Annotated in this window: 20 protein-coding genes; 18 read left to right on the top strand and 2 right to left on the bottom strand. The window is 57.3% G+C overall.

From position 1 onward, the window contains the following. The first annotated feature begins 518 nt into the window (after window positions 1-518). Together J2X43_RS14855 and flgD are read left to right on the top strand one after the other, a co-directional pair. Window positions 519-884, top strand: a complete 366-nt coding sequence (locus J2X43_RS14855) for a VOC family protein (protein WP_310295085.1) — start codon at window positions 519-521, stop codon at window positions 882-884. 187 nt (window positions 885-1,071) lie between these two features. Continuing rightward, on the top strand, window positions 1,072-1,518 hold the full coding sequence (gene flgD / locus J2X43_RS14850; protein WP_310295083.1) for a flagellar hook assembly protein FlgD: 447 nt from the start codon (window positions 1,072-1,074) through the stop codon (window positions 1,516-1,518). A gap of 175 nt (window positions 1,519-1,693) precedes the next feature. Here flgD and J2X43_RS14845 read toward each other — a convergent pair whose 3' ends face one another. Next, on the bottom strand, window positions 1,694-2,605 hold the full coding sequence (locus J2X43_RS14845) for a LysR family transcriptional regulator (RefSeq protein ID WP_310295081.1): 912 nt from the start codon (window positions 2,603-2,605) through the stop codon (window positions 1,694-1,696). A gap of 630 nt (window positions 2,606-3,235) precedes the next feature. On the opposite strand from J2X43_RS14845, the gene J2X43_RS14840 reads away from it, so the two are divergent. The 11 genes from J2X43_RS14840 (at window position 3,236) to J2X43_RS14790 (ending at window position 13,615) form a co-directional block, all read left to right on the top strand. Beyond that, window positions 3,236-5,476, top strand: coding sequence for a xanthine dehydrogenase family protein molybdopterin-binding subunit (locus tag J2X43_RS14840; protein WP_310295079.1), 2,241 nt, complete (start codon window positions 3,236-3,238; stop codon window positions 5,474-5,476). Continuing rightward, on the top strand, window positions 5,473-5,781 hold the full coding sequence (locus J2X43_RS14835; RefSeq protein WP_310295077.1) for a YciI-like protein: 309 nt from the start codon (window positions 5,473-5,475) through the stop codon (window positions 5,779-5,781). Before J2X43_RS14840 ends, J2X43_RS14835 begins: the two co-directional genes overlap by 4 nt. Next, complete coding sequence (locus J2X43_RS14830) at window positions 5,778-6,326, top strand: 2Fe-2S iron-sulfur cluster-binding protein (RefSeq protein WP_310295076.1); 549 nt, start codon at window positions 5,778-5,780, stop codon at window positions 6,324-6,326. The genes J2X43_RS14835 and J2X43_RS14830 overlap by 4 nt, the downstream gene beginning before the upstream one ends. Further along, the gene (locus J2X43_RS14825) at window positions 6,323-7,315 is read left to right on the top strand and encodes a xanthine dehydrogenase family protein subunit M (protein WP_310295074.1); all 993 of its coding nucleotides are present in this window, start codon (window positions 6,323-6,325) and stop codon (window positions 7,313-7,315) included. The genes J2X43_RS14830 and J2X43_RS14825 overlap by 4 nt, the downstream gene beginning before the upstream one ends. Before the next feature lie 29 nt (window positions 7,316-7,344). Beyond that, on the top strand, window positions 7,345-8,076 hold the full coding sequence (locus J2X43_RS14820; protein ID WP_310295072.1) for an SDR family oxidoreductase: 732 nt from the start codon (window positions 7,345-7,347) through the stop codon (window positions 8,074-8,076). A 39-nt stretch (window positions 8,077-8,115) separates the two neighbouring features. Next, a complete protein-coding gene (locus tag J2X43_RS14815; RefSeq protein WP_310295070.1) occupies window positions 8,116-9,018 on the top strand; it encodes an SDR family oxidoreductase in 903 nt (300 codons plus the stop codon). A 145-nt stretch (window positions 9,019-9,163) separates the two neighbouring features. Next, complete coding sequence (locus tag J2X43_RS14810) at window positions 9,164-9,565, top strand: nuclear transport factor 2 family protein (protein WP_310295068.1); 402 nt, start codon at window positions 9,164-9,166, stop codon at window positions 9,563-9,565. 155 nt (window positions 9,566-9,720) lie between these two features. Continuing rightward, on the top strand, window positions 9,721-10,782 hold the full coding sequence (locus J2X43_RS14805; RefSeq protein WP_310295065.1) for an aldo/keto reductase: 1,062 nt from the start codon (window positions 9,721-9,723) through the stop codon (window positions 10,780-10,782). Window positions 10,783-10,922: 140 nt separating this feature from the next. Continuing rightward, window positions 10,923-11,672 carry a glucose 1-dehydrogenase gene (locus J2X43_RS14800; protein ID WP_310295992.1) on the top strand — a complete coding sequence of 250 codons (750 nt, stop codon included), beginning with the start codon at window positions 10,923-10,925 and terminating at the stop codon, window positions 11,670-11,672. Between the two features lie 43 nt (window positions 11,673-11,715). Further along, the gene (locus J2X43_RS14795) at window positions 11,716-12,129 is read left to right on the top strand and encodes a nuclear transport factor 2 family protein (RefSeq protein WP_310295063.1); all 414 of its coding nucleotides are present in this window, start codon (window positions 11,716-11,718) and stop codon (window positions 12,127-12,129) included. 109 nt (window positions 12,130-12,238) lie between these two features. Continuing rightward, on the top strand, window positions 12,239-13,615 hold the full coding sequence (locus J2X43_RS14790; RefSeq protein WP_310295061.1) for an MFS transporter: 1,377 nt from the start codon (window positions 12,239-12,241) through the stop codon (window positions 13,613-13,615). Window positions 13,616-13,799: 184 nt separating this feature from the next. On the opposite strand, the gene J2X43_RS14785 is transcribed toward J2X43_RS14790, so the two are convergent. Further along, the gene (locus J2X43_RS14785; RefSeq protein ID WP_310295059.1) at window positions 13,800-14,729 is read right to left on the bottom strand and encodes an XdhC family protein; all 930 of its coding nucleotides are present in this window, start codon (window positions 14,727-14,729) and stop codon (window positions 13,800-13,802) included. Window positions 14,730-15,153: 424 nt separating this feature from the next. On the opposite strand from J2X43_RS14785, the gene J2X43_RS14780 reads away from it, so the two are divergent. The 5 genes from J2X43_RS14780 to J2X43_RS14760 all read left to right on the top strand — a co-directional run bounded on the left by J2X43_RS14780 (window position 15,154) and on the right by J2X43_RS14760 (window position 20,570). After that, window positions 15,154-15,921: an alpha/beta hydrolase gene (locus J2X43_RS14780; protein ID WP_310295057.1), complete on the top strand. Its 768-nt coding sequence runs from the start codon at window positions 15,154-15,156 to the stop codon at window positions 15,919-15,921. Between the two features lie 65 nt (window positions 15,922-15,986). Beyond that, entirely contained in the window at window positions 15,987-16,673 is a 687-nt protein-coding gene (locus tag J2X43_RS14775) for a DJ-1/PfpI family protein (RefSeq protein ID WP_310295055.1), read from the top strand. A gap of 217 nt (window positions 16,674-16,890) precedes the next feature. Further along, window positions 16,891-17,376 carry a 2Fe-2S iron-sulfur cluster-binding protein gene (locus tag J2X43_RS14770; protein WP_310295990.1) on the top strand — a complete coding sequence of 162 codons (486 nt, stop codon included), beginning with the start codon at window positions 16,891-16,893 and terminating at the stop codon, window positions 17,374-17,376. 3 nt (window positions 17,377-17,379) lie between these two features. After that, the gene (locus J2X43_RS14765) at window positions 17,380-18,366 is read left to right on the top strand and encodes a xanthine dehydrogenase family protein subunit M (RefSeq protein WP_310295053.1); all 987 of its coding nucleotides are present in this window, start codon (window positions 17,380-17,382) and stop codon (window positions 18,364-18,366) included. A 2-nt stretch (window positions 18,367-18,368) separates the two neighbouring features. Further along, on the top strand, window positions 18,369-20,570 hold the full coding sequence (locus J2X43_RS14760) for a xanthine dehydrogenase family protein molybdopterin-binding subunit (RefSeq protein WP_310295051.1): 2,202 nt from the start codon (window positions 18,369-18,371) through the stop codon (window positions 20,568-20,570). Window positions 20,571-20,581: the final 11 nt, after the last annotated feature.

Below are 20,581 nucleotides of genomic sequence, written 5' to 3'. Positions count from 1 at the left end.
CTCCTGCATCGGCATCACTCGATCTGCGCCTGATGCGCGACTCTCTCATGCCGAAATCGGTCGCACCATTAGGAAGATGATTGCTTCAACGCAACCGTTTGACTGCTCTTTTCGGAGCCATTCAAAAGTGACCATTAGCGATTGGCACCAGGCTGCTGCCGCCCGTGATTAGCACGTTTTAAGCCTCAGAAACGCCAAAAGACCGCTCTGCTAAACCACTGAGAAAATGGATCTTTTGGAAGGCGTAGCAGCTATAGACATGAGCTTTATGGCATCATCTCGCTGGCATGGAATCTGTCATCCACAACACGCGAGCCGTCCCTGCTGTGACGACAAATCAGCGCCGAACTTTGCGAAGCAATATGGTAGTCAAATCCGGCAACTACAACTGAGCGCAAGTGTGCATAGCAGAGGTCGCGAAGCGGTTGATGGAGCTCGTTGCAGGTAGCCGAGATGACATGAATATCCCCGGCCACCAGGATGTGGTGGGCGAAGCCTGCGGCAAGGGAACGTGATATATGATTGACTACATTGGGATTCCAACACGCCAACTGGAGCTCATGAAAGCGTTTTATGAAACGGCTTTGGCGCCCCTCGGATATGAAAAAGTCTTCGAGCACGAGCAGGGTGCGGGTTTCGGACAGGACGGTGAGATCGCCCTATGGATCGTCGCCACGGGTTCGGACGGGAGAGGCGTAAACATCGCGCTTCAGTCGCAGGACCGAGTTGGGGTCGTCCGGTTCTACAACGCTGCAATGGCAAACGGCGCTTCTAGCAATGGAGGGCCGGCGCTACGGCCGGAGTTCCATCCCGATTTCTTCGCCGCCTTTGTGATCGATCCCGATGGTAACAACCTGTCGGCAATCTGTAGAACGCATGAATAACGAACGGAGCCAAAAGCCGAAAATGCCGCATGAGCATTGCCGTCTTTTTATGATCGCCGCGCGGGGATCGCCAGCGCAATCTATATCTTTGTTCGAAACCACTTGCGCAGTCTGCCGGTCCCAAACCGCGCCAGGTCGCAACCGAATTTCGGCAGGCTTTCTGGCCGCGTAACGTTAGGAGACTCGAATGGCCATCGACCCAATCCAGAAGACGGGCACCAAGTTGGAAACGGACAACAAGTCGATAACGGACAACGCCCAGACCAAGAATATGCTCAATTATAACGGCTTCCTGAGACTTTTGATCGCCCAGATCAAAACCCAGGATCCGACTGCCCCCTCTGATCCAGCCCAACAACTTGCTCAGCTGGCCAGCTTTTCGCAAGTTGAGCAGACGGTGCAGGCGAACGCGAAGCTCGATTCGCTCCTCTCCTATTCCTATCTCCAAAGCGCTCAAGGTTACGTTGGGAAATACATCCAGGCTCCCGGTGATGACGGAGCCAAAGGCATCGTCAGCTCCGTGAAGATCTATTCCGATGGCGTGATCGCCACCCTTGAAAGCGGCAAACAGGTCCTCATGGGGCCGGGCGTAATTGTGCGCAACGCGCCGCCTGACGATTCCACGAAAAGCTGATCTTTGCTTGGCGAAGCCGTCACCGCCACGGTCCATCCCGTTCTTCGGCTGTTTCAATAAGCGGTTGCTGGCCCTGGTTATGCCTAACTCTGCGGCCATGAGCGGACCACGGCCCGTGCGTGTGCCGACAGACATCAGCTGCTGCGGCAACCTCCCCCTCGAGCAGAGCGACAGCTCAGCCGTCTAGCTTGCTCAAACGCGATAGCACAAATTGCTTGAACGCCTCGATGGCGACAGACTGGTGTCCATCGACCGCAGTATAGATAAAGGCCGGCCAGTAGAAATTATTCCATTCCGGCAGAACCTCGACCAATTTCCCTTGAGCGACCAGATCTTCGGCTACGAAGTCGAGCAGGCGCACAATGCCGTAACCGCTAAGTGCTGCTGCAACAAGGGAAGGTGCGTCATTCAGCGTCAATCCACAACTTGGTGCGACAGCCTGCTGCTCACCCGACGCTTTGACGAAGTTCCAGACGTGCGGCTTGCCGGTCTTTTCGTCTATCATGCGCACACATCGATGGTTCTTTAAAATGGAGCTAGGATCTTCGGGCGTCCCGAAACGCTCGACGTATGATGTGCTTGCGCACGTGACGACGCGGGTTCGAAGCAACAACTTCTTGTCGAGATCTTGCGCTCTCGGTTCGCCGAAACGGATCGCAGTGTCGACGCCCTCCAGAAGCAGATTATCTGCCCGATCCCGAACGAAAAGGTCGACACTGACCTGTGGGTGCTCTACGAGGAAATCGGGTAAAATCGGAATCAAGAGGTAGGGGCCCAAAGCACCGTCGGTCGAGACGCGCAAGCGTCCCTTGATGTTCTCCGGCGTGGAAGGGGTTGCAATACGACCCAACGCTTCCAACATCGGCGCCGTTTCCTCAAGAAATGCACGGCCCTGATCGGTGAGTTTAATGGCACGCGCATTACGGTCGAACAGCCTCATCCCGATGCGGTCCTCAAGCCGGCCAATGGCTTTCCCAATACCAGAGCGCGATAGACCAAGCTGCTCACCTGCCCTGACATAGCTTCCCGTCCGCGCCACCGCCACGAAAACCGTAATGCCCGCAATAATCCGTCCATCAAACAGCAAAGTTACTCCTTTGGCATATCGATAAATATGGGGTCACTCGTCGCAATTGATCACGAGGACAGCAGTATTTCTGTAGACCGGAAAACCGGAAGTCAAGCTTCCCCTCACCCATACGCCAGTCCGTGATCTTCGATTGTCTCGGTTCGCCGAAACAGCTTCGGCCTAAAGCGCTGCAAATCCAAGAGGTTCGCAGCACTCAGACAGACGCTAGTTGGCTGGCCAGATCATCATCAAAGTCGTTGATCCCGAAGCCAGCGTAGGAGGCCGAAACGCAGCTCAGGCCGAGGCCTTCTTCAAACAAAACCGACGACGAGGCACCCGCCATCCGCCGATCGGTCGATTCACCAAACCGATCCTCAAATGTCCACGCTGTGATGACAATTCGGCGCGGAACGCTTGAGGGGGTTATGGTATTTTTTTGCTGTCAAGCAGTCGTTGCTGCGTAACCTCTTGGAGCCAATCGTGGAACAAAAAGCTGAGCGGTACGAAGGTAAGGTTGGTGTACCCCCTAACCACGTAACGCACACCGCTCTTGGTCACCAATGCTAGAGACTTGTCTTTAATACCCCCATTTATTCCGGCCTTTTCTAAAACATATCCAACAGTCATCAAAAACCACGCGGAGCTCTCATGGAACCGTTAAATTCCTATACCAGAACGGCTGCCAATCAGGAGCCCAAACAGCGATTAGATCACTCTCTACAAAATGGCTTACTGGAGCGTGTCGATGCGCCTTTAAAAGTTACCGGCGCTGCGAAGTACACAGCAGACCACCAGCTCGATAAGCTCTGCCACGCAATCGTTGTCTCCAGCGCGATTGCAGCAGGCCGCATCGCCTCGATCGACGTGGAGGCGGCCCTGAAATGCCCTGGAGTGCTCGGGGTCGTCTCCCACCTCAACGCTGCAGAGCTGCGAGGCATTACGCCGCCCATCTGGCCTACTGTACCTGAAGAGCTGCTGCGGCGAGCCGACCACGGCGCTTCCTTGGCATTGGCGGACGACAAAGTGCGACATGCCGGCCAGGCAGTTGCAGCTGTGATCGCTGATACGCTCGACAATGCCAGGTTCGCCGCTCGCGCCCTTGTCATCGAATATGTCGAGGATCTGCCGCTTGTTGACCTTGCCGCAAATGCTAGCGAGGCGGTCGAGCCGCGCACGGGACAGATCCCGGGAGGAGAACCCGCGACGTCCAGCAGGGGCGACGCAGATCGCGCGCTTGCGATAGCGCCGGTTGGCGTGAGCGGGACCTATAAATCATTGACCGCGCACCATAACCCGATCGAGGCGCCGGCGACGATTGCTCATTGGCAAGAGGGAAAGCTCACTGTCTATGACGCCAACCAGGGCCCCCATGTCATCGCGGCAGCCTTGGCAAGCGCGTTCGGTCTGGAAAAACAAGACGTTCATGTTGTTTCGAAGTTCGTCGGAGGCGCATTTGGCTGCAAGCTCCAGCTTTGGCCGCACGGGTATATCGCGGCTCTTGCCGCGCGCTTGGTGAAGCGGCCCGTCAAACTGGTCCTGACGCGCCCACAGATGTTTACCGGAATCGGACACCGGCCAGATCTGATCCAAACTGTCTCGCTTGGCGCAGACCTTGACGGAAGACTTGTTGCCATCAAACATGAAGCTGTCGTCCAAACAGGGATAGTCGACGAATATGTGGAGGGCTGTATAGGACGCACCAGGACGCGTTATGCCTGTCCCAACGTCTCGGTCAGCACCCGCTTGGCCCACCTGAACTTGCCTGCCGGCACCTCCATGCGAGCTCCAGGAAAAAGTACAGGTTCGTTTGCTCTCGAAAGCGCAATGGACGAACTTGCTGTAAGGCTGGGTCTGGACCCGGTTGAGCTTCGCGCTAAAAACTTCGCTTCTGCTGATCCCGACTCGGGAAAGCCATGGTCGAGCACAGCCCTACTGGAATGCTACGAAGTCGGTGCAGCGAGGTTTGGCTGGCGTTCAGGGGGCGGACGCCGAGGCGGCCGAGATGGCCGCCTCCTGATTGGTCACGGAATGGCATCCGGTAGTTACCCTCGCTACGCATCCAAGGCGACGGCGAGAGTTGTACTTCATCGATCCGGACAGGCAGTCATTGCAACCGGTATTTCAGAAATTGGGACGGGCAACACCACAGTCATGCCCCGCATTGTGGCTGACGCGCTCGGTTTGCGGCCACAGGATGTTGAACTCGTGTTTGGCGATACAGATCTGCCCTTTGCTCCACAAGCGGGAGGATCACGGATCGTGGCAAGCGTCGGGCAAGCTATCCTGCGCGCTTGTGACGATCTGAAGTCGAAGAGCGCGTTGCTGAACCAAGATCTCGAAATTAGCAGCATGAGCCCTCTCGAAGTTCTGCAAACCACCAACGTCGATGCAGTGGAGGGCTATGGCGAATGGTCACCTGACGGTCCCCTGGCCGTAAGCGTCGAGAGCAATGCCGCTCATTTCTGTGAGGTGGCGATAGATCCTGACTTCGGGACGATCCGGGTACGTCGGGTCGTCAGTGCCGTTGATATCGGTAGGGTTCTGAGCCCAGTCACGGCGCGATCGCAGATCCTAGGCGCGGTTACGATGGGTATAGGTCAGGCGCTCTGGGAGGGAACCCACATCGACAATCGGTTTGGTCGATACATTAATACGGATCTAGCCGAGTACCTCGTTCCAGTGAACGCCGACATCCCGGAACTGGACGTCCAGTTCGTCGGACAACCGGACCCTGCGACCGGCGTGATGGGGGCCAAGAGCGCCGGAGAGATCGGAATGGTCGGCGTAGCCGCCGCCATCGCGAACGCGGTTTACGACGCTACAGGTTCCCGGCCGCGAGACCTGCCTATTCAGCTTGAAGCACTTAACTACGAAGGAGCAATCCAATGAAACACTACCTTCTCTTCCTTGATTTCAGTGAAACCTATGAAGCAAGAAGACCGGAGTTTCGCGATGAACATCTCACGAAGGCTTGGGCAGCCGTCGATCGCGGTGAGCTAATTTTGGCGGGGGCTCTCACCGATCCTCTCGACACCGGCGTCATTCTCTTCAAGGGGGACAACGCAGACGTGGTCGAGAAATTCGTGAGCGAAGATCCCTACATCAACAATGGTCTCGTTCGCAGCTGGCGGATTCGCGAATGGGCAACCGTCGTTGGCAACGAAGCATCCTCGATAGTGCGGCCTAAGACATGAGTATCGACGTCAAAGACGAAGTGACGGTCAAAACCGGCGCGCTCGATGTGTGCTTTACGGTCAACGGCACGAGGCACGAACTCAAAGTCGATCCCCGGATGACACTGCTTGATGCGCTCCGGGATATACTCGGCCTCACAGGAACGAAAAAAGGCTGCGACCAAGGACAATGTGGAGCCTGTACGGTGCTTGTCGGCGGGCGCCGGATGAACAGCTGCCTCTCGTTTGCAGTGATGCATGAAGGAGATGAGATTAGAACTATTGAGGGTTTAGGCTCTCAGTCAAACCTCCATCCGATGCAGGCGTCATTCGTCAAGCACGACGGACTGCAATGCGGTTACTGCACACCCGGCCAGATCTGTTCTGCAATTGGCGTACTGGATGAACTCAATCGCGGCGTGCCCAGCCATGTGAGCGAGGATCTCAACAAGATTGCACCATCCGATGACGAGATACGCGAACGGATGAGCGGCAATATCTGCCGATGCGCCGCATATCCCAACATCGTTGCCGCGATCCGTGAGGTGATGGAGAAAGAGCTATGAAGCATTTCAGCTACGAACGGGTATCGTCTCCTTCGGAAGCCGCCCAAGCTTTTGAGCGAAACCCTGGGGCACGTTACCTCGCCGGAGGGACAAACCTCATAGACTTGATGAAGCTCGATATAGAAGCCCCGGAGCACCTGATCGACGTAAATTGCATAGGTCTCGACGGTATTGAGCAGACCCTGGATGGCGGTCTACGCATTGGCGCACTTGCTCGCAATTCAGATGTCGCGACCGACGAAAGGGTACGCCGCGACTACCCCGTTCTCGCGCGGGCGCTGGTCTCAGGTGCATCCGGACAATTACGAAACAGAGCCACGGTCGGTGGCAACCTGCTGCAACGCACGAGGTGCGTCTACTTCTATTCCGGAGATCTGCCATGCAACAAGCGGCACCCCGGCTCGGGATGTGCCGCTATCGAAGGAATGTCGCGAGCCCTTGCCGTCATCGGAGGGAGCGAATCCTGTATTGCTACTCACCCCTCCGACATGGCAATCGCGCTGCGCGCCCTTGACGCTGTTGTCGAGACAATCCTGCCGGACGGTAGCAAAAGGGTACTTCCGATTGCTGACATGCATGTACTTCCGGGGCAGACGCCGCATATTGAGACGGTGCTGGTCCCTGGGGAACTCATTACCTCGGTCGTGCTGCCTAGGCCGATCGGGGGCGCTCACCGATACCTTAAACTTCGCGACCGGGCCTCCTATGCGTTCGCGAACGTCTCGATTGCTTTGGTTGCTCATTTTGATGGCCCCAAACTAGGCGCCGTGCGCGTTGCGTTTGGGGGACTTGCGCCAAAGCCATGGCGTGTCGAAGAAGCAGAGAGTGGCATCTCGTCTGCTTCCGATGCAGCCAGCCAAATCGCGGACGTCGCTCTGAGCGGAGCAGTGCCAACAAAACAGAATGCGTTCAAGCTGTCGCTTGCACGTCGCGCATTATCGGTTCTTCTCATGGAAGAGCGCCAGCGCAATGACAGGAAATCTCAATAGCCATTTCAGCAATCACATAGGAGAAATCAATGGACAAGAAAGTTGCGATCGTCACCGGAGCATCGCGGGGAATAGGCGCGGCCGTTGCAGAGCGTCTCGCTGCGGACGGTTTTAATGTCGTTATCAATTTCGCGGGCAACGCCCTTGCAGCCGAGATGACTGCTGCCAAAATTGAACAGGCCGGCGGCACTGCTATCACAGCGCAGGCCGACGTCAGCGACCCCGCGGCTGTCGCGCATATGTTTGATGCAGCGGAAGCTGCGTTCGGTAGGGTGGATGTCCTCGTCAACAACGCCGGCGTGATGCTCCTTTCTCCGATCGCCGACGCATCGGACGACCAGTTCGATCGGCAGATCGCAATCAACCTCAAGGGCGTATTCAACGGCATGCGCCAGGCAGCGACGCGCCTCAATCGTGAGGGCCGCATTATCAACTTCTCTTCAAGCGTGGTGGGCCTTTATCAACCTAACTATTCGATTTACGCGGCGACGAAAGCCGGGGTGGAGGCGATGACCCACATACTTTCGAAGGAGCTTCGTGGCCGAAATATCACCGTCAACGCCATCGCGCCGGGACCAACCGCCACCGATCTCTTCTTGGAAGGCAAGCCCCAGGAGACCGTTGATCACCTCGCCAAGCTTGCGCCGCTTGAGCGCCTTGGGCAGCCGCAGGATATTGCAGCTGCGGTTTCTTTCCTCGCTGGACCCGACGGAGCGTGGATCAACGGACAGGTTTTGCGCGCGAATGGTGGCATCATCTGATCTTAGAATTCGCCATAGGTAGTCGAAGAAAGATTCATCATGACTGGCAAAAGCATTCTTATCACAGGCGCTTCGAGCGGCTTCGGACGGTTGACGGCTGAAGCGCTCGCGAGTGCTGGACACACCGTCTACGCATCAATGAGAGACGTTGTTGGCCACAATTCGAAGACCGCAGCGGAGATGGCCGAGACATCCAGTCGCGTCGGTGTCGATTTACGGCCCCTTGAGCTCGACGTGCAATCTGAGCCGTCGATCGAGGCCGCGATCTCTAAGATTATGGAAGAAAGTGGCAGGATCGATGTTTTGATCCATAACGCCGGACATATGATGTTTGGGCCGGCCGAGGCCTTTACGCCCGAGCAGTTCGCGCAGCAATATGACGTCAATGTGTTAGGCACCCAGCGGGTCAATCGAGCCGCACTACCGCATATGAGGGCAGCCAAGCAGGGTCTACTTATCTGGATCTCAAGCAGCAGCTCAGCAGGCGGCACACCACCCTATCTAGCACCCTATTTTGCGGCAAAAGCTGCGATGGATTCACTGGCCGTGCTCTACGCACGCGAACTCAGCCGCTGGGGGATCGAAACGACAATCGTTGTTCCGGGCGCTTTTACCAAGGGCACAAATCATTTTGCGCACTCTGGTCGACCCGAGGACGTGGCCCGTCTGGCAGAATACGAAAACGGTCCCTACAAGGATTTCGGTGAGCAAGTACAAAAGGCGTTCGCCGCTATCGTTCCCGAAGATGCCAATCCTGCCGCCGTGGCTGATCGAATCGTTGACGTTGTTGATATGCCATTCGGCGAGCGACCTTTTCGAGTGCATTACGATCCGACCGAAGACGGTGCCAATGTTGGATTTTCCGTTCTGGATCGCCTACGAGCTGAAATGCTTCACCGCGTCGGTCTCTCAGATCTTTTAGGGCCGGCCAAGCTGATTTGATCGACGAGATCGCGCTTGGAACAGGGTCCGGACTTTGTTTTCCAAAATTGGAACGTGATCCACCAATCTTTGGCGTTTTCTTCAGAAGCAGCAGACGCCAATATAACAAGGTCAAAGCAACGAGTGGCTACGAAGGAGACGCGCCATGACTAGAGAGCAGAACGAGAAAGTCGCCAAGACCTTTCTGGATGCGCTTGGCCGCTGCGACACCGAAACAATGTCGAACCTGAGCACGGACGAGATGACCTGGTGGATCATGCCAGGAAACAAGTTTTCCGGAACGCACGCGAAGCGGCCCTACCTTGAGAATTTGCCCCGACTTCTGGACAACGCTACCGGCCCCTTGAAGATGGAGTACCATGAGGTCACAGGAGAAGGTGACCGGATCGCGATCGTGGCCAGGGGCGACCTGCCAATGAAGGACGGCCGTCACTACCGAAACAATTATCATTTTCTTCTTCACTTCCGCGACGGCAAGATCGCGAGCGGCCAGGAATTTACCGACTCGCTGCACATCAACGAAATCTTCGGGGCGCCAGGCCAATAGGCTCAGCCTGTCACTGGAGCCGTTCGTTGGGCTTTCCATGAGCATTCGTCTCGATATGTAGCGAGGCCTACGGACCATCAACTTACCAACAGCAGGCGACAGCGAACCGGGACCTCCGGCTCGTATGCGAGCTTGCGTCTTCAGGAGCGACTAAGATGAAGTATAAGACACTCGGAAACACCGGACTTCTTGTCTCGCAGCTTTGCCTCGGGACGATGACCTTCAGCGACGGCACGGGGATCTACGAGCATATCGGTGACGTCGGCCAGCCGGAGGCTGACGAATTGGTCAAAGCCAGCATCGACGCCGGCATCAACTTCTTCGATACAGCCGATGTCTATTCTGCCGGGGCAAGCGAGCGAACGCTCGGCCAGTCTTTCAAGAACCTCGGGATCGCACGAAACGAAATCGTGCTTGCGACAAAAGTCTATAGCCGGATGGGTCAGGGTCGAAACGACGTCGGCGCGTCTCGCGGACATATTATGGACGCTGTTGAAGCCAGCCTTCAACGCCTTCAGACCGATCACATCGATCTCTACCAGATCCATGCGACCGACACTCTCACTCCGGTCGAGGAGACCCTGCGCGCGCTCGATGACCTGGTTCGACAGGGCAAGGTGCGTTACATCGGCGTTTCCAACTGGCAGGCTTGGCGCATCGCGACGGCTCTCGGCGTTTCGGCCCGCCTCGGTCTGGAGCGCTTCAATACGCTGCAGGCCTATTACTCAGTTGCGGGCCGCGACCTCGAACGCGAGCTCAAGCCCCTGCTGGACGCAGAGAAGATGGGCTTGCTGGTTTGGAGCCCGCTTGCCGGCGGCCTGCTATCTGGAAAATTCAGTCGCGAGAACCAGTCCCCGGAAGGCTCGCGCCGATCCTCCTTCGACTTCCCAGTCGTTGACAAGGAGCGCGCCTGGAACGTCATTGACGTCCTGAAGCCCATCGCAGAGGCGCATGGCTGTAGCCCGGCCCGTATCGCACTCGCTTGGCTGCTTTCCAAACCGGTCGTGACGTCAGTCATTGTCGGCGCAAAACGTCTCAGCCAGCTCGAAGATAACATCGCCGCAGTCGGCATCGAGCTGAGCCAGGAAGAGGTTGCACGGTTGGATGCGGTGAGCGAGCTGCCGCCCGAGTATCCAGGCTGGATGCAGGCGACACAGGGTGCCGACCGATTGGGACCTGTCGATTTGTGGGCAGGCAAGACATCTCAGACCTCCTAATCTCCCCGACAGCGAAAGACGTCGAATTCGGCGTCTTTCGCACCACTGGAACACTTGGTCAGGCAATCCTGCAGGCTCTCACTGAGATGCAGATGGCGCCGGACATGGATTTGTTTGCCAAAAGCTTAGGGAACTACAAGATGAGCAATCGATTGGAAGGTAAAATCGCTGTCGTCACGGGCGCCTCTAAAGGGCTGGGTGCGGCGATCGCGCGGAGCTTTGCCGCAGAAGGTGCGTCAGTTGTAGTGAATTACGCATCGAGCAAGTCCGCGGCCGAGACAGTGGTTGAAGACATCGTCGGCGCCGGTGGTACGGCAGTCGCTGTGAAAGCGAACATGAGTGACCCGGCGGAAGTTGAAGAACTGTTTGCGGCAACGAACAGAGCTTTTGGCCGAGTTGACATCCTCGTCAACAATGCCGGTGTGTATGACTTTCAGCCGTTGGAAAAACTGTCGATCGAGCTGTTCCGCAAGCATATGGAGCTTAATGTCTTTGGCTATCTGCTCGCGGTGAAGGAAGCCGTGAAGTACATGCCGGAGGGCGGCAGCATCGTGAACATGTCTTCGACGGTAACGCTTTTTGGCCCACAAAACGCATCGGTCTACACGGCAAGCAAAGGTGCAATCGACGGTTTAACGCGCGCGCTCTCCAACGAACTCGCACCCCGTAAGATCCGCGTCAACGCGATCAAACCCGGCGTGGTCGACACTGACGGCGTGCAGGCCGGCGGTTTTCTCCACTCAGATTTCGGCCCCTTGATAACGGCGCAGACGCCGCTCAAGCGTCTCGGCGTTCCTGAGGATGTTACGCCTGCGGCGATTTTCCTCGCTTCGGATGAATCGAGCTGGACAACCGGCGAATTCTTCATCTTCGCCGGTGGCCATCGCTGATCAACAGGCGCCGCGAGGCGCTATAGGGCAAGGAGCAACGAGAATGACCACGAACACCGAACTAACCCCCGCGCAGGTCGTCCAGCACTATCTCGATACGTTCTTCAAGAAAGACGTCGAAAAGACCCTCCAATGTCTGACCGAGGACGTCATCTGGAAGGTTCAAGGTGCGGCTGACGTGCCAACCATCGGTCTGCGACGCGGCCGGGACCAAGTGCGCGAATGGATGGCGCTCTTTCCAGTCAACTTCGAGCCACTCGAGTTTCACATCGAGCGCACGTTCGAAAGTGGCGATCAGGTCGTGATCATCGGGCACTTCAAACATCGCATTCGCAGCAGCGGCAAAGAGTTCGCCAGCGATTTCGCAGCCATCTGCTCCGTGAGAGACGGCAAGGTGAGTGCCTATAACTTCATTGAAGATTCATACGCGCTCTGGCGCGCTTTCCAGGCTAAATAGCAAGTCTGGGCCAGCCGAACGCGGCTTGAACTATTTCTCGGCGGCGGAGAAAGCCCTTCTCCGCACCAGTCACTCAATATTGAGTTTCCTCTCCCAGCGAGTGCAAAACATGGCACAGTCAACCTCCATCTCCGAAGGGGTTCCGCACGCCCCTACCCTCCCCAGGCAGTCGCGCATCGCAATGGCAGCACTCATGGTGTCGATTGCGCTCGCTATTCTTGACACGGCGATTGCCAACACCGCGCTGCCTAGCATCGCCAGCAATCTTAAGGCGCAACCAGGGCCGTCGATCTGGATCATCAACTCTTATCAGCTCGCAGCGGTGGCAACGCTGTTGCCCTTTGCCGCCCTCGGCGCGGCTTTTGGCCACCGGCGCGTCTATGTTGGTGGTTTGGTCCTATTCACAATTGCTTCGGCTGGTTGCGCGCTCTCGACGAGCCTTTCCGAATTAATCGCTGCCCGCGTACTGCAGGGCATAGGCGCTAGCGCGATCATGAGCGTCAATACAGCCCTCATCGCAATGCTTTACCCTAGGACGATACTCGGCCGCGGTTTAGGATTAAACGCTCTCGTGGTCGGTGTTTCATTTGCGCTGGGTCCTACTGCGGCATCGCTCATCCTGTCGCTCGGTTCGTGGCAGCTGTTGTTTGCCGTAAACGTGCCCATCGGTGTCTTGGCCACTGCGTTTTCATTTTTCACCTTGCCGCATCCACGCGACGCCAGTGCCAAGTTCGACATCCCAGCGGCTATCTTGACGACAATCGCCTTTGCCTCGCTTATCTACGGGTTGGGGGCCGTTGCCCAGGGCGATCCGATGCTCTACCCGATGCTTGCGATCATGGTTTCTGCGATCTCTTTGATTGGGCTTGGTGTCTACGAACGCGGCAATCGATCCCCGATGCTGCCGTTGGATTTACTTAAGCGTCCTCTGTTTGCTCTGTCGGCCTTGACAGGTTTCTGCGCCTTCGCGGCGCAGGGTGTCGCTTTCGTCGCACTGCCGTTCCACCTTGAACATGCAATTGGATTGAGCCCTGAAGAGACCGGCTTCATCATGACACCATGGTCGGCCGTCGTGGCATTGATGGCTCCGGTTGCAGGACGCCTGTCGGATCGTTATGCTTCGGGATATCTCGGATTTATTGGGCTCGGCAGCCTTGCGATCTCAATGTTCGTGGTCGTACTCCTTCCCTCCTCCGCCTCACTGCTGTTACTCATCGGGTGCATGGTGCTATCGGGCTTCGGATTCGGTCTTTTTCAAGCACCCAATCAAAAAGCGATCATGTCGTCCGCCCCAGACCACCGATCAAGTGGTGCAAGCGGTGTCGTCGCGACCGCAAGGCTGATCGGGCAGGCAACCGGTGCAGCACTTGTGGCCCTCAGTTTCGGCTTGGCGGGGGCATATGGCCCAAACTTGGCACTTCTTCTAGGCGCAGGGTTTGCGTTAGCAGGCGCGCTCGCAAGCGCAGTGCGTTTAACGGTTCGATGAGGCTCCGCCCCTTCGCCGCACACACCAAGCTGAGCGGCGGCCGTTCGCCACCTCATCAAAGCGGTTCTGCTCAGCTTTCATCAAAACGATACGCTTGACAGCTCCCATCCGGGGCTGGCGTGCACCACCGGAGACCGGCAAGCAAAATTCTCATGCCAGCAACGATCGGCATGTCCGAGTAGGACTACGTCAACGAGCGAAGGCGGGCGGATGCGACGTCGGCGAGAACCGAGATCGCCAAATTTATCGTATCCCGAGTGGGTCCGAAGATTCCGATCGGCGCTTTGATCCGCCCCAACTGGTCCGGATTGACACCGCAAGCCTGCAGCCGCTCCACACGGCGCCGGTGAGTACGACTGCTTCCAAGAGCCCCAATATAGAAGGCGGGCGAGGTGAGCGCGTGGGTGAGCGCACCCGCTTCAGCATCAAGGTCGTGATGGAGAAGGGCGACAGCGGTGAACCGATCGATCGCCAGTGCGGGCGCTGTCAACTGATCTGAAGCACGAAGGACCTCGACATCGTATCCAGCCGATTCTGCAAGCCGCCGGACCGCGTCAGCCTCTCCGCTCTGGCCGCAAACCAGGATCTTAGTCCGTGGATGGTAAACCGAGACGAATTTGTCGCCGCACCATTGAGATACCCTCGGTATCTCCTTCGCTTCAGCAAGAGCCAGATACTGAGGGGAATATGAAAGCGCTGCCGGATGGCGCGCCGCCAACTTTGCAAGCACGCTGATGATCGCGTCGTCTGATCGCAGGACGTGGATTACAACACTGATACCGCCGCCACAGGGAAGTGCCAGATCGAAATACGGCGACCCTTCGCCGAACTTGACTATTCTATCGCGCCCTTCCGCGATCGCCTGGAGGGCTTCTGCAGCCAAAGCGGCTTCCACGCACCCGCCTGAAACATAGCCACACATGCGCCCGTCAGCGGCAATGGCCACATGGTCACCGAGTGCGCGGGCTGCCCCTCCCCGGACTTCCACGAGGGTTGCAAGTGCCGCACCTCCGTTGTTGAGCGCATCCGTTGCAAATCTCAATATCGTAGCTGGATCGTCGTCGCTGTTGGCTCTGACGGGCACGGGAAGGTTCGTGGTAATGAAATCGTTCAAATCAAATCTCGTGAAGACCAGCGATAGGTGGACGCCGTTGGGACATGCTCGGATGCACCGTGGCCCTGGCGCGCCCAGAGCGTTTTAAGCCACGACAGATCCCTATAAATTCTAGCTCCGATTTTCAGCGTCGAGTGGCATTATCGGGGGCGCCCGACACCAGACGTATCACTGACTTTGCGACCGATCTGTTGAACGGGCTAGACACGGCTCTTGTCGGGGCCTCCATCAGTACAACCGAATATCATTTCTGGGGGCGCCATGACAGGTGCGTTGGCTGTCGAAATACTTACAGCCGCTGAACGCCCGATTGCTATTCCCGCGTCATGGCTCTCCGCCAGATATTCCAGCGCAGTATCGGTCGGCGCTACCGCGTCTTCAAAATCTGCGACTTTTGTTGTTCGATATATATAGAGGATGCATTATGTATAAACTGGTCTTTGCTTTTATCGCGGTGCTTACACTTTCCAACTCACTCTACGCGCAGGACACACCCAGGCCCACCATCGTCCTCGTGCACGGCGCATTTGCCGATGCCTCCAGCTGGAACGGCGTCATAGAGAAGCTTTCAAGAGACGGATATCGCACCGTCGCTGCGGCGAACCCCTTGCGCGGCGTGAAATCGGATGCCGACTATATCGGCGCGCTCATCAACAGTCTCCAAACCCCTGTCGTATTGGTCGGACATTCCTACGGGGGCTCCGTCATCTCCGAAGCGGCCGTCGGCCACGATAACGTCAAATCGCTTGTCTACGTGGCGGCATTTGCACCTGAGGAAGGGGAGTCGGCAGCGACGCTTTCGGCGAAATACCCGGGCAGTACGTTGGCCTCCACACTGGCGGCCCCAGTGTCCCTTGCCGGAGGAGGTTCGGACCTCTACATCGATCAGAAGGCTTTCCCTAAGCAATTTGCTGACGATGTGCCTGCCAAAGCGGCATCCCTTATGGCGGCTACGCAGCGGCCGATCGCTAAGGCTGCGCTCGAAGAGGTTTCCAGCACGGCGGCGTGGAAGACGGTTCCGTCATATTTCATCTATGGAGACGGCGACAAGAACATTCCCGCCGAGGCCCAGAAGTTCATGGCCGATCGAGCAAAGGCCAAAGCCAGCGTTGTCATCGCCGGGGCCTCGCATGTCGTCATGGTATCCCACCCGAAAGCAGTCGCAGAACTCATAGAGCGCGCGGCCAAATAGCGCAAAGCGACGCCAACGGATTTCGCCTGTGAGACGCCTTTACCATAACACGAGGTATCCTGAGCATGCAGCCGTCACTTTCCGTTGGCTTCCTCCTCTATCCGAACATGACGCAGCTCGACCTAACCGGGCCGTATGAGGTGCTAGCGCGCGCGCCAGGAGCAACGACCCATCTGATATGGAAAACGCTTGCGCCCGTCGTGTCGGATCAAGGTCTCGCCATCCTGCCGACGACGACCTTCGCCGACTGTCCACCGCTCGACATGGTGTGCGTGCCCGGGGGACCGGGCCAAATCGCTCTGATGGAAGACCAAGAGACGCTCGCCTTTCTCAACAGCGTTGCAAAAAACGTAAAACTCATAACGTCGGTTTGCACCGGCTCGCTTGTCCTTGGCGCCGCCGGGCTCCTGAAAGGCTACCGTGCCACCTCGCATTGGTCTTCCATCGACCAGCTGGCTGTCTTAGGTGCGGAGCCTGTGGAAGAGCGCGTGGTTTGGGATAGGAACCGCGTAACTGGGGCTGGCGTGACATCGGGGATAGATTTTGCGTTGGCGGTGGTTGCCGAGGTTTACGGCCGAGATATCGCCGAAAACATCCAGCTCCAAATTGAATATGATCCAAAACCGCCTTTCGAAACGGGATCGATAAGACAGGTACCCTCAGACTTTGCCGAAAAGGCTAGAAACTCGATCGCCGAATTTATCGAAGCAAGACGTGCGGTGACCAGGCGGGTTGCTGATCAACTTCGCTGAGGTCAACCAGCAACGGCCGCGATGGCCTGCCTCAGGTCAAATGCTGTTTTGAAAGCCATCCAACATGCCAAGTCGAGGCTAGAGGAGGAAAGATCGAATGCCGGATAGTCCACTTATGATCACCCGTCGTGACGCATTGAAGGTGACGGCCGCCACGGCTGTTACCGCATCCGTCGAACTCAACTTGGGATCAGCGTCCGAAGCCGTCGCCGCGCCCATGGCGTTCCAGGACAGCGTTAGCACCAGCCTAAAGATCAACGGGGTCGATCACACATTCGCGCACGACCCACGCGTTTCATTGCTCGACGCCCTTCGCGAGATGGCTCATCTTTTCGGCACGAAGAAGGGATGTGACCATGGCCAGTGTGGTGCCTGTACAGTGCACGTGGATGGCCGACGCGTTGTTTCCTGTCTAATGCCCCTGGCACAGCTGGAGGAACGTGAAGTCACCACTATCGAAGGCATAGCCGGTCCCGACGGCGTGCTTCATCCGCTACAGCAGGCGTTCATCGATCATGACGCCCTCCAATGCGGCTACTGCACTCCCGGCCAAATCATGGCCGGTATCGCTTGCATCAAGGAAGGTCACGCCACCTCTCCAGCGGAAATCAGAGAATTCATGAGCGGGAACCTTTGTCGGTGCGGAGCCTATGTCGGGATTGTCGCGGCGATTGCGGACGCACGAGAAAAGATGGGTGGTTGAGCGATGCACGAATTTGCGTATTTGAGAGCCCGCGACGCCAAATCGGCGGTCGCTGCCGTAGCTCGCGCTGAGACAGTCCGCTACCTTGCCGGCGGCACCACCCTTTATGACCTCATGAAGCTCAGCCTGGAAACACCGTCGAAGGTCGTTGACATCAATCGGCTGGGTCTGGACCAGATAGAGGTCGGTGAAGGTGAAGTCGTTTTGGGGGCACTCGCCCGCATGAGCGATGTGGCGGATCATCAATTGGTCGCCACGCGATACCCTGCGGTCTCAGAATCGCTTTGGAAAGCAGCTTCCCAGCAGTTGCGCAATATGGCAAGCCTTGGAGGCAACCTCTTGCAGCGTACCCGTTGCGCCTATTTTCGGGGCGGCGAGCCCTATGCTTGCAATAAGCGCACGCCTGGATCAGGCTGCGCGGCACTGCAAGGTCAAAATCGCAACCACGCACTCTTTGGCGGTAGTGGAGACTGCATCGCAACTTACCCAGGCGACTTTGCGACATCGCTTCTTGCTTTCGATGCAATAGTCGACGTGGAGGGGCCGGATGGGAAGCGATCGATTCCGATCTCGGAGCTGCATCTTGAACCGGGAGACACTCCCCAGAAGGAACATTCACTTCGGCATGGCGAACTGATAACTCGCATCAGGATTCCAGCAACCGCCGCCGGCCGCGCCTCGACCTATCACAAGGTGCGTGACCGCGAATCTTATGCTTTTGCGCTTGTGTCGGCCGCAGCGGCCGTTCAGATCAAAGACGGCGTGGTAATCGAAGCTAGGCTCAGCCTTGGTGGCGTGGCCACCAAACCCTGGCGGGCAAAAGAAGCTGAAGCGTTTCTGCTTGGGAAGCACCTTGCGGAAGCCATAGCGCGTGAAGCAGGAGATTTGGCTTTTGCGGATGCCAAGGTGACCGATCAGAACAAGTTCAAGAAAGAACTTGGCGCGCGTGTGGTGGCCGACGCTCTGATGATCGCGAAAGGGAGGGTATAGGAATGTCTGACATAGCTTTGTCTGGGTCTCCACGCGTAGATGCGGCCGAAAAAGTCAAGGGGGCCGCCATTTTCGGCGCGGATCGTAGCCCGAAGAATGTGTTGCACGCTGCCCTTGCCGTTGCCTCAATCGTCAAAGGCCGTATCGAGGCTATAGATGTTACCGCCGCGCGTGCGCAGAAAGGCGTTCGCGACGTCTTTACTCACGAAACGATTGGTGAGCTGAACAAAGTCGGCTTTCTGCTTGGCGGAGGGCCGGCTGCGCAGAGTATCCAGCCGATGCTCTCGAGCAATATCGCCTATCGCGGGCAGCCCATCGCGCTTGTCATTGCCGAAACACTGGAAACAGCCGTTGCTGCTGCGGCCCTGATCAAGACACGTTATACAACCGAGCCGTTTACATCAACGATCGACGGTCCCGGGGCGACGGTCGTGCGGCAAGCGGACACCCCACTGCCTCAAGAACTGTTCGGCGACACGATTGCCGGCGATGCGGTCGCAGCCTGGGAAACGGCGGTCACGAAAGTCGATGCCACGTACCACAGCCCTCCACAGCATCAGAACCCAATGGAACTGATCGCAACGGTTGCGCAATGGGACGGCAACCAGCTCACCATCTACGAAGGCACGCAAAATAGCTCCGCCGTCAGGAATGGGGTGGCCTCAATCCTCGGCATAGATCCGGCCACGGTTACAGTCGTTTCTCCTTACGTCGGCGGTGGCTTCGGACAGAAGAATTCACTTCAGATGCAAACTGCCCTTGTGGCCGCAGCCGCAAGAAAAGTCGGCTTTCCCGTAAAACTCGTCGTCCCTCGCACACAGCTCTTCCACGACGCCAGTTTCCGACCAGCCAGCGTTCATCGCGTTCGCCTGGGCGCCGACAGCAACGACAAAGTGGTCGCAGCGTTCTACGATGTCGATTCTCAGACATCGCGCCATGACCTCTTTCCGGCAGATTACACGGATGCCGCCGCCAGACTTCATGGCATCCTCAATTTCAAGGGTCTGCAGCGGCTCGTACAGACCGACGTGCAAACGCCAGGCTATATGAGGGCGCCCTACGAGCACTTTGCGTCGTTTGCGATGGAATCGGCCATGGACGAGATGGCCTACATCCTGAAGCGCGATCCGGTGACTTTTCGTATCGCGCACGACACGAACGTTGATCCGGTCACCGGGCTGCCGTTGTCGTCACGTCATCTTGCCGAATGCCTCAGACGCGGCGCCGATCTGTTTGCCTGGACACGGCGCACCTTTGAGCCGCGGTCCATGATTGCCGAAAATGGCGACCTGCAAGGCCTCGGTGTCGCCGTTGGCTGTTACAAGGCAGCAACCGCTGCGGCAATTGCCAAGCTCACGCTGAAGGCGGACGGTCGGGTCGTTGTTTCTGTCGGTGTCCACGAAATGGGACAGGGTGTCCGGACGGCGCTCGCGGCGGTCATCTCAGAAATCCTCAAAGTGCCAGCCCAGGCCGTTGAAGCAGTGATCGGAGACACACGTGGATCCCCCCAGCATCTGACGGCGGGTTCATGGGGCACGGCGAGCGCTGTTCCGGCAGCTGCGGCTGCCGCGCATACGATGCTAGAAGAACTGAGAGCCCTTTCGGCGGCAAAGAGCGTTTCTGGTTCACCGGTTCAGGTGCTCAAAGCGCTCGGCCGCGACGAACTTTCGGTTGAAGCAGAGCATTTGGCACCGGGCCAACCGCCCGAGATGTTGGATGCATTGAAGAGCGGAAACGTCGCGGCTTTCGGTCCTATCTACAAGGGCTTCGTGAGCTTCAGCTACATAGCGCATTTCGTCGAGGTGCGCGTCGAGCCATCAACAATGAGGGTTCGCGTACCACGGGTCGTCAGCGTGGCCGACTGCGGACGGGTCGTCAGTCCTCGCACCGCAGAAAGTCAGGTTCGCGGTGGCGTTGTCTGGGGCATTGGCGCCGCTCTTCGTGAAGTCTCTGAAATCGATACTCGTTACGGCGGGTTTCTCAATAGCGACATGGCGGAATACCTCATTCCGGTCAACGCTGACATCGGCGACATCGAAGTCTCGTTCGTTAACGAACCTGATCCGCTTTTGAATCAAACGGGCGTCAAAGGACTTGGCGAAGTCGTGATGACGGGAGTTGCGCCGGCAATTGCGAACGCAATTTTTCACGCCACCGGAAAGCGGCTTCGCGACTTGCCTATACGAGTGGAGCACCTGTTATGACTAACGCACGG

The organism is Rhizobium sp. BE258, from assembly GCF_031457345.1.
Lineage (GTDB): Bacteria > Pseudomonadota > Alphaproteobacteria > Rhizobiales > Rhizobiaceae > Rhizobium.
The sequence above is the reverse complement of the archived record's forward strand: the minus strand, read 5'-3'. Positions and strand labels throughout refer to the sequence as shown.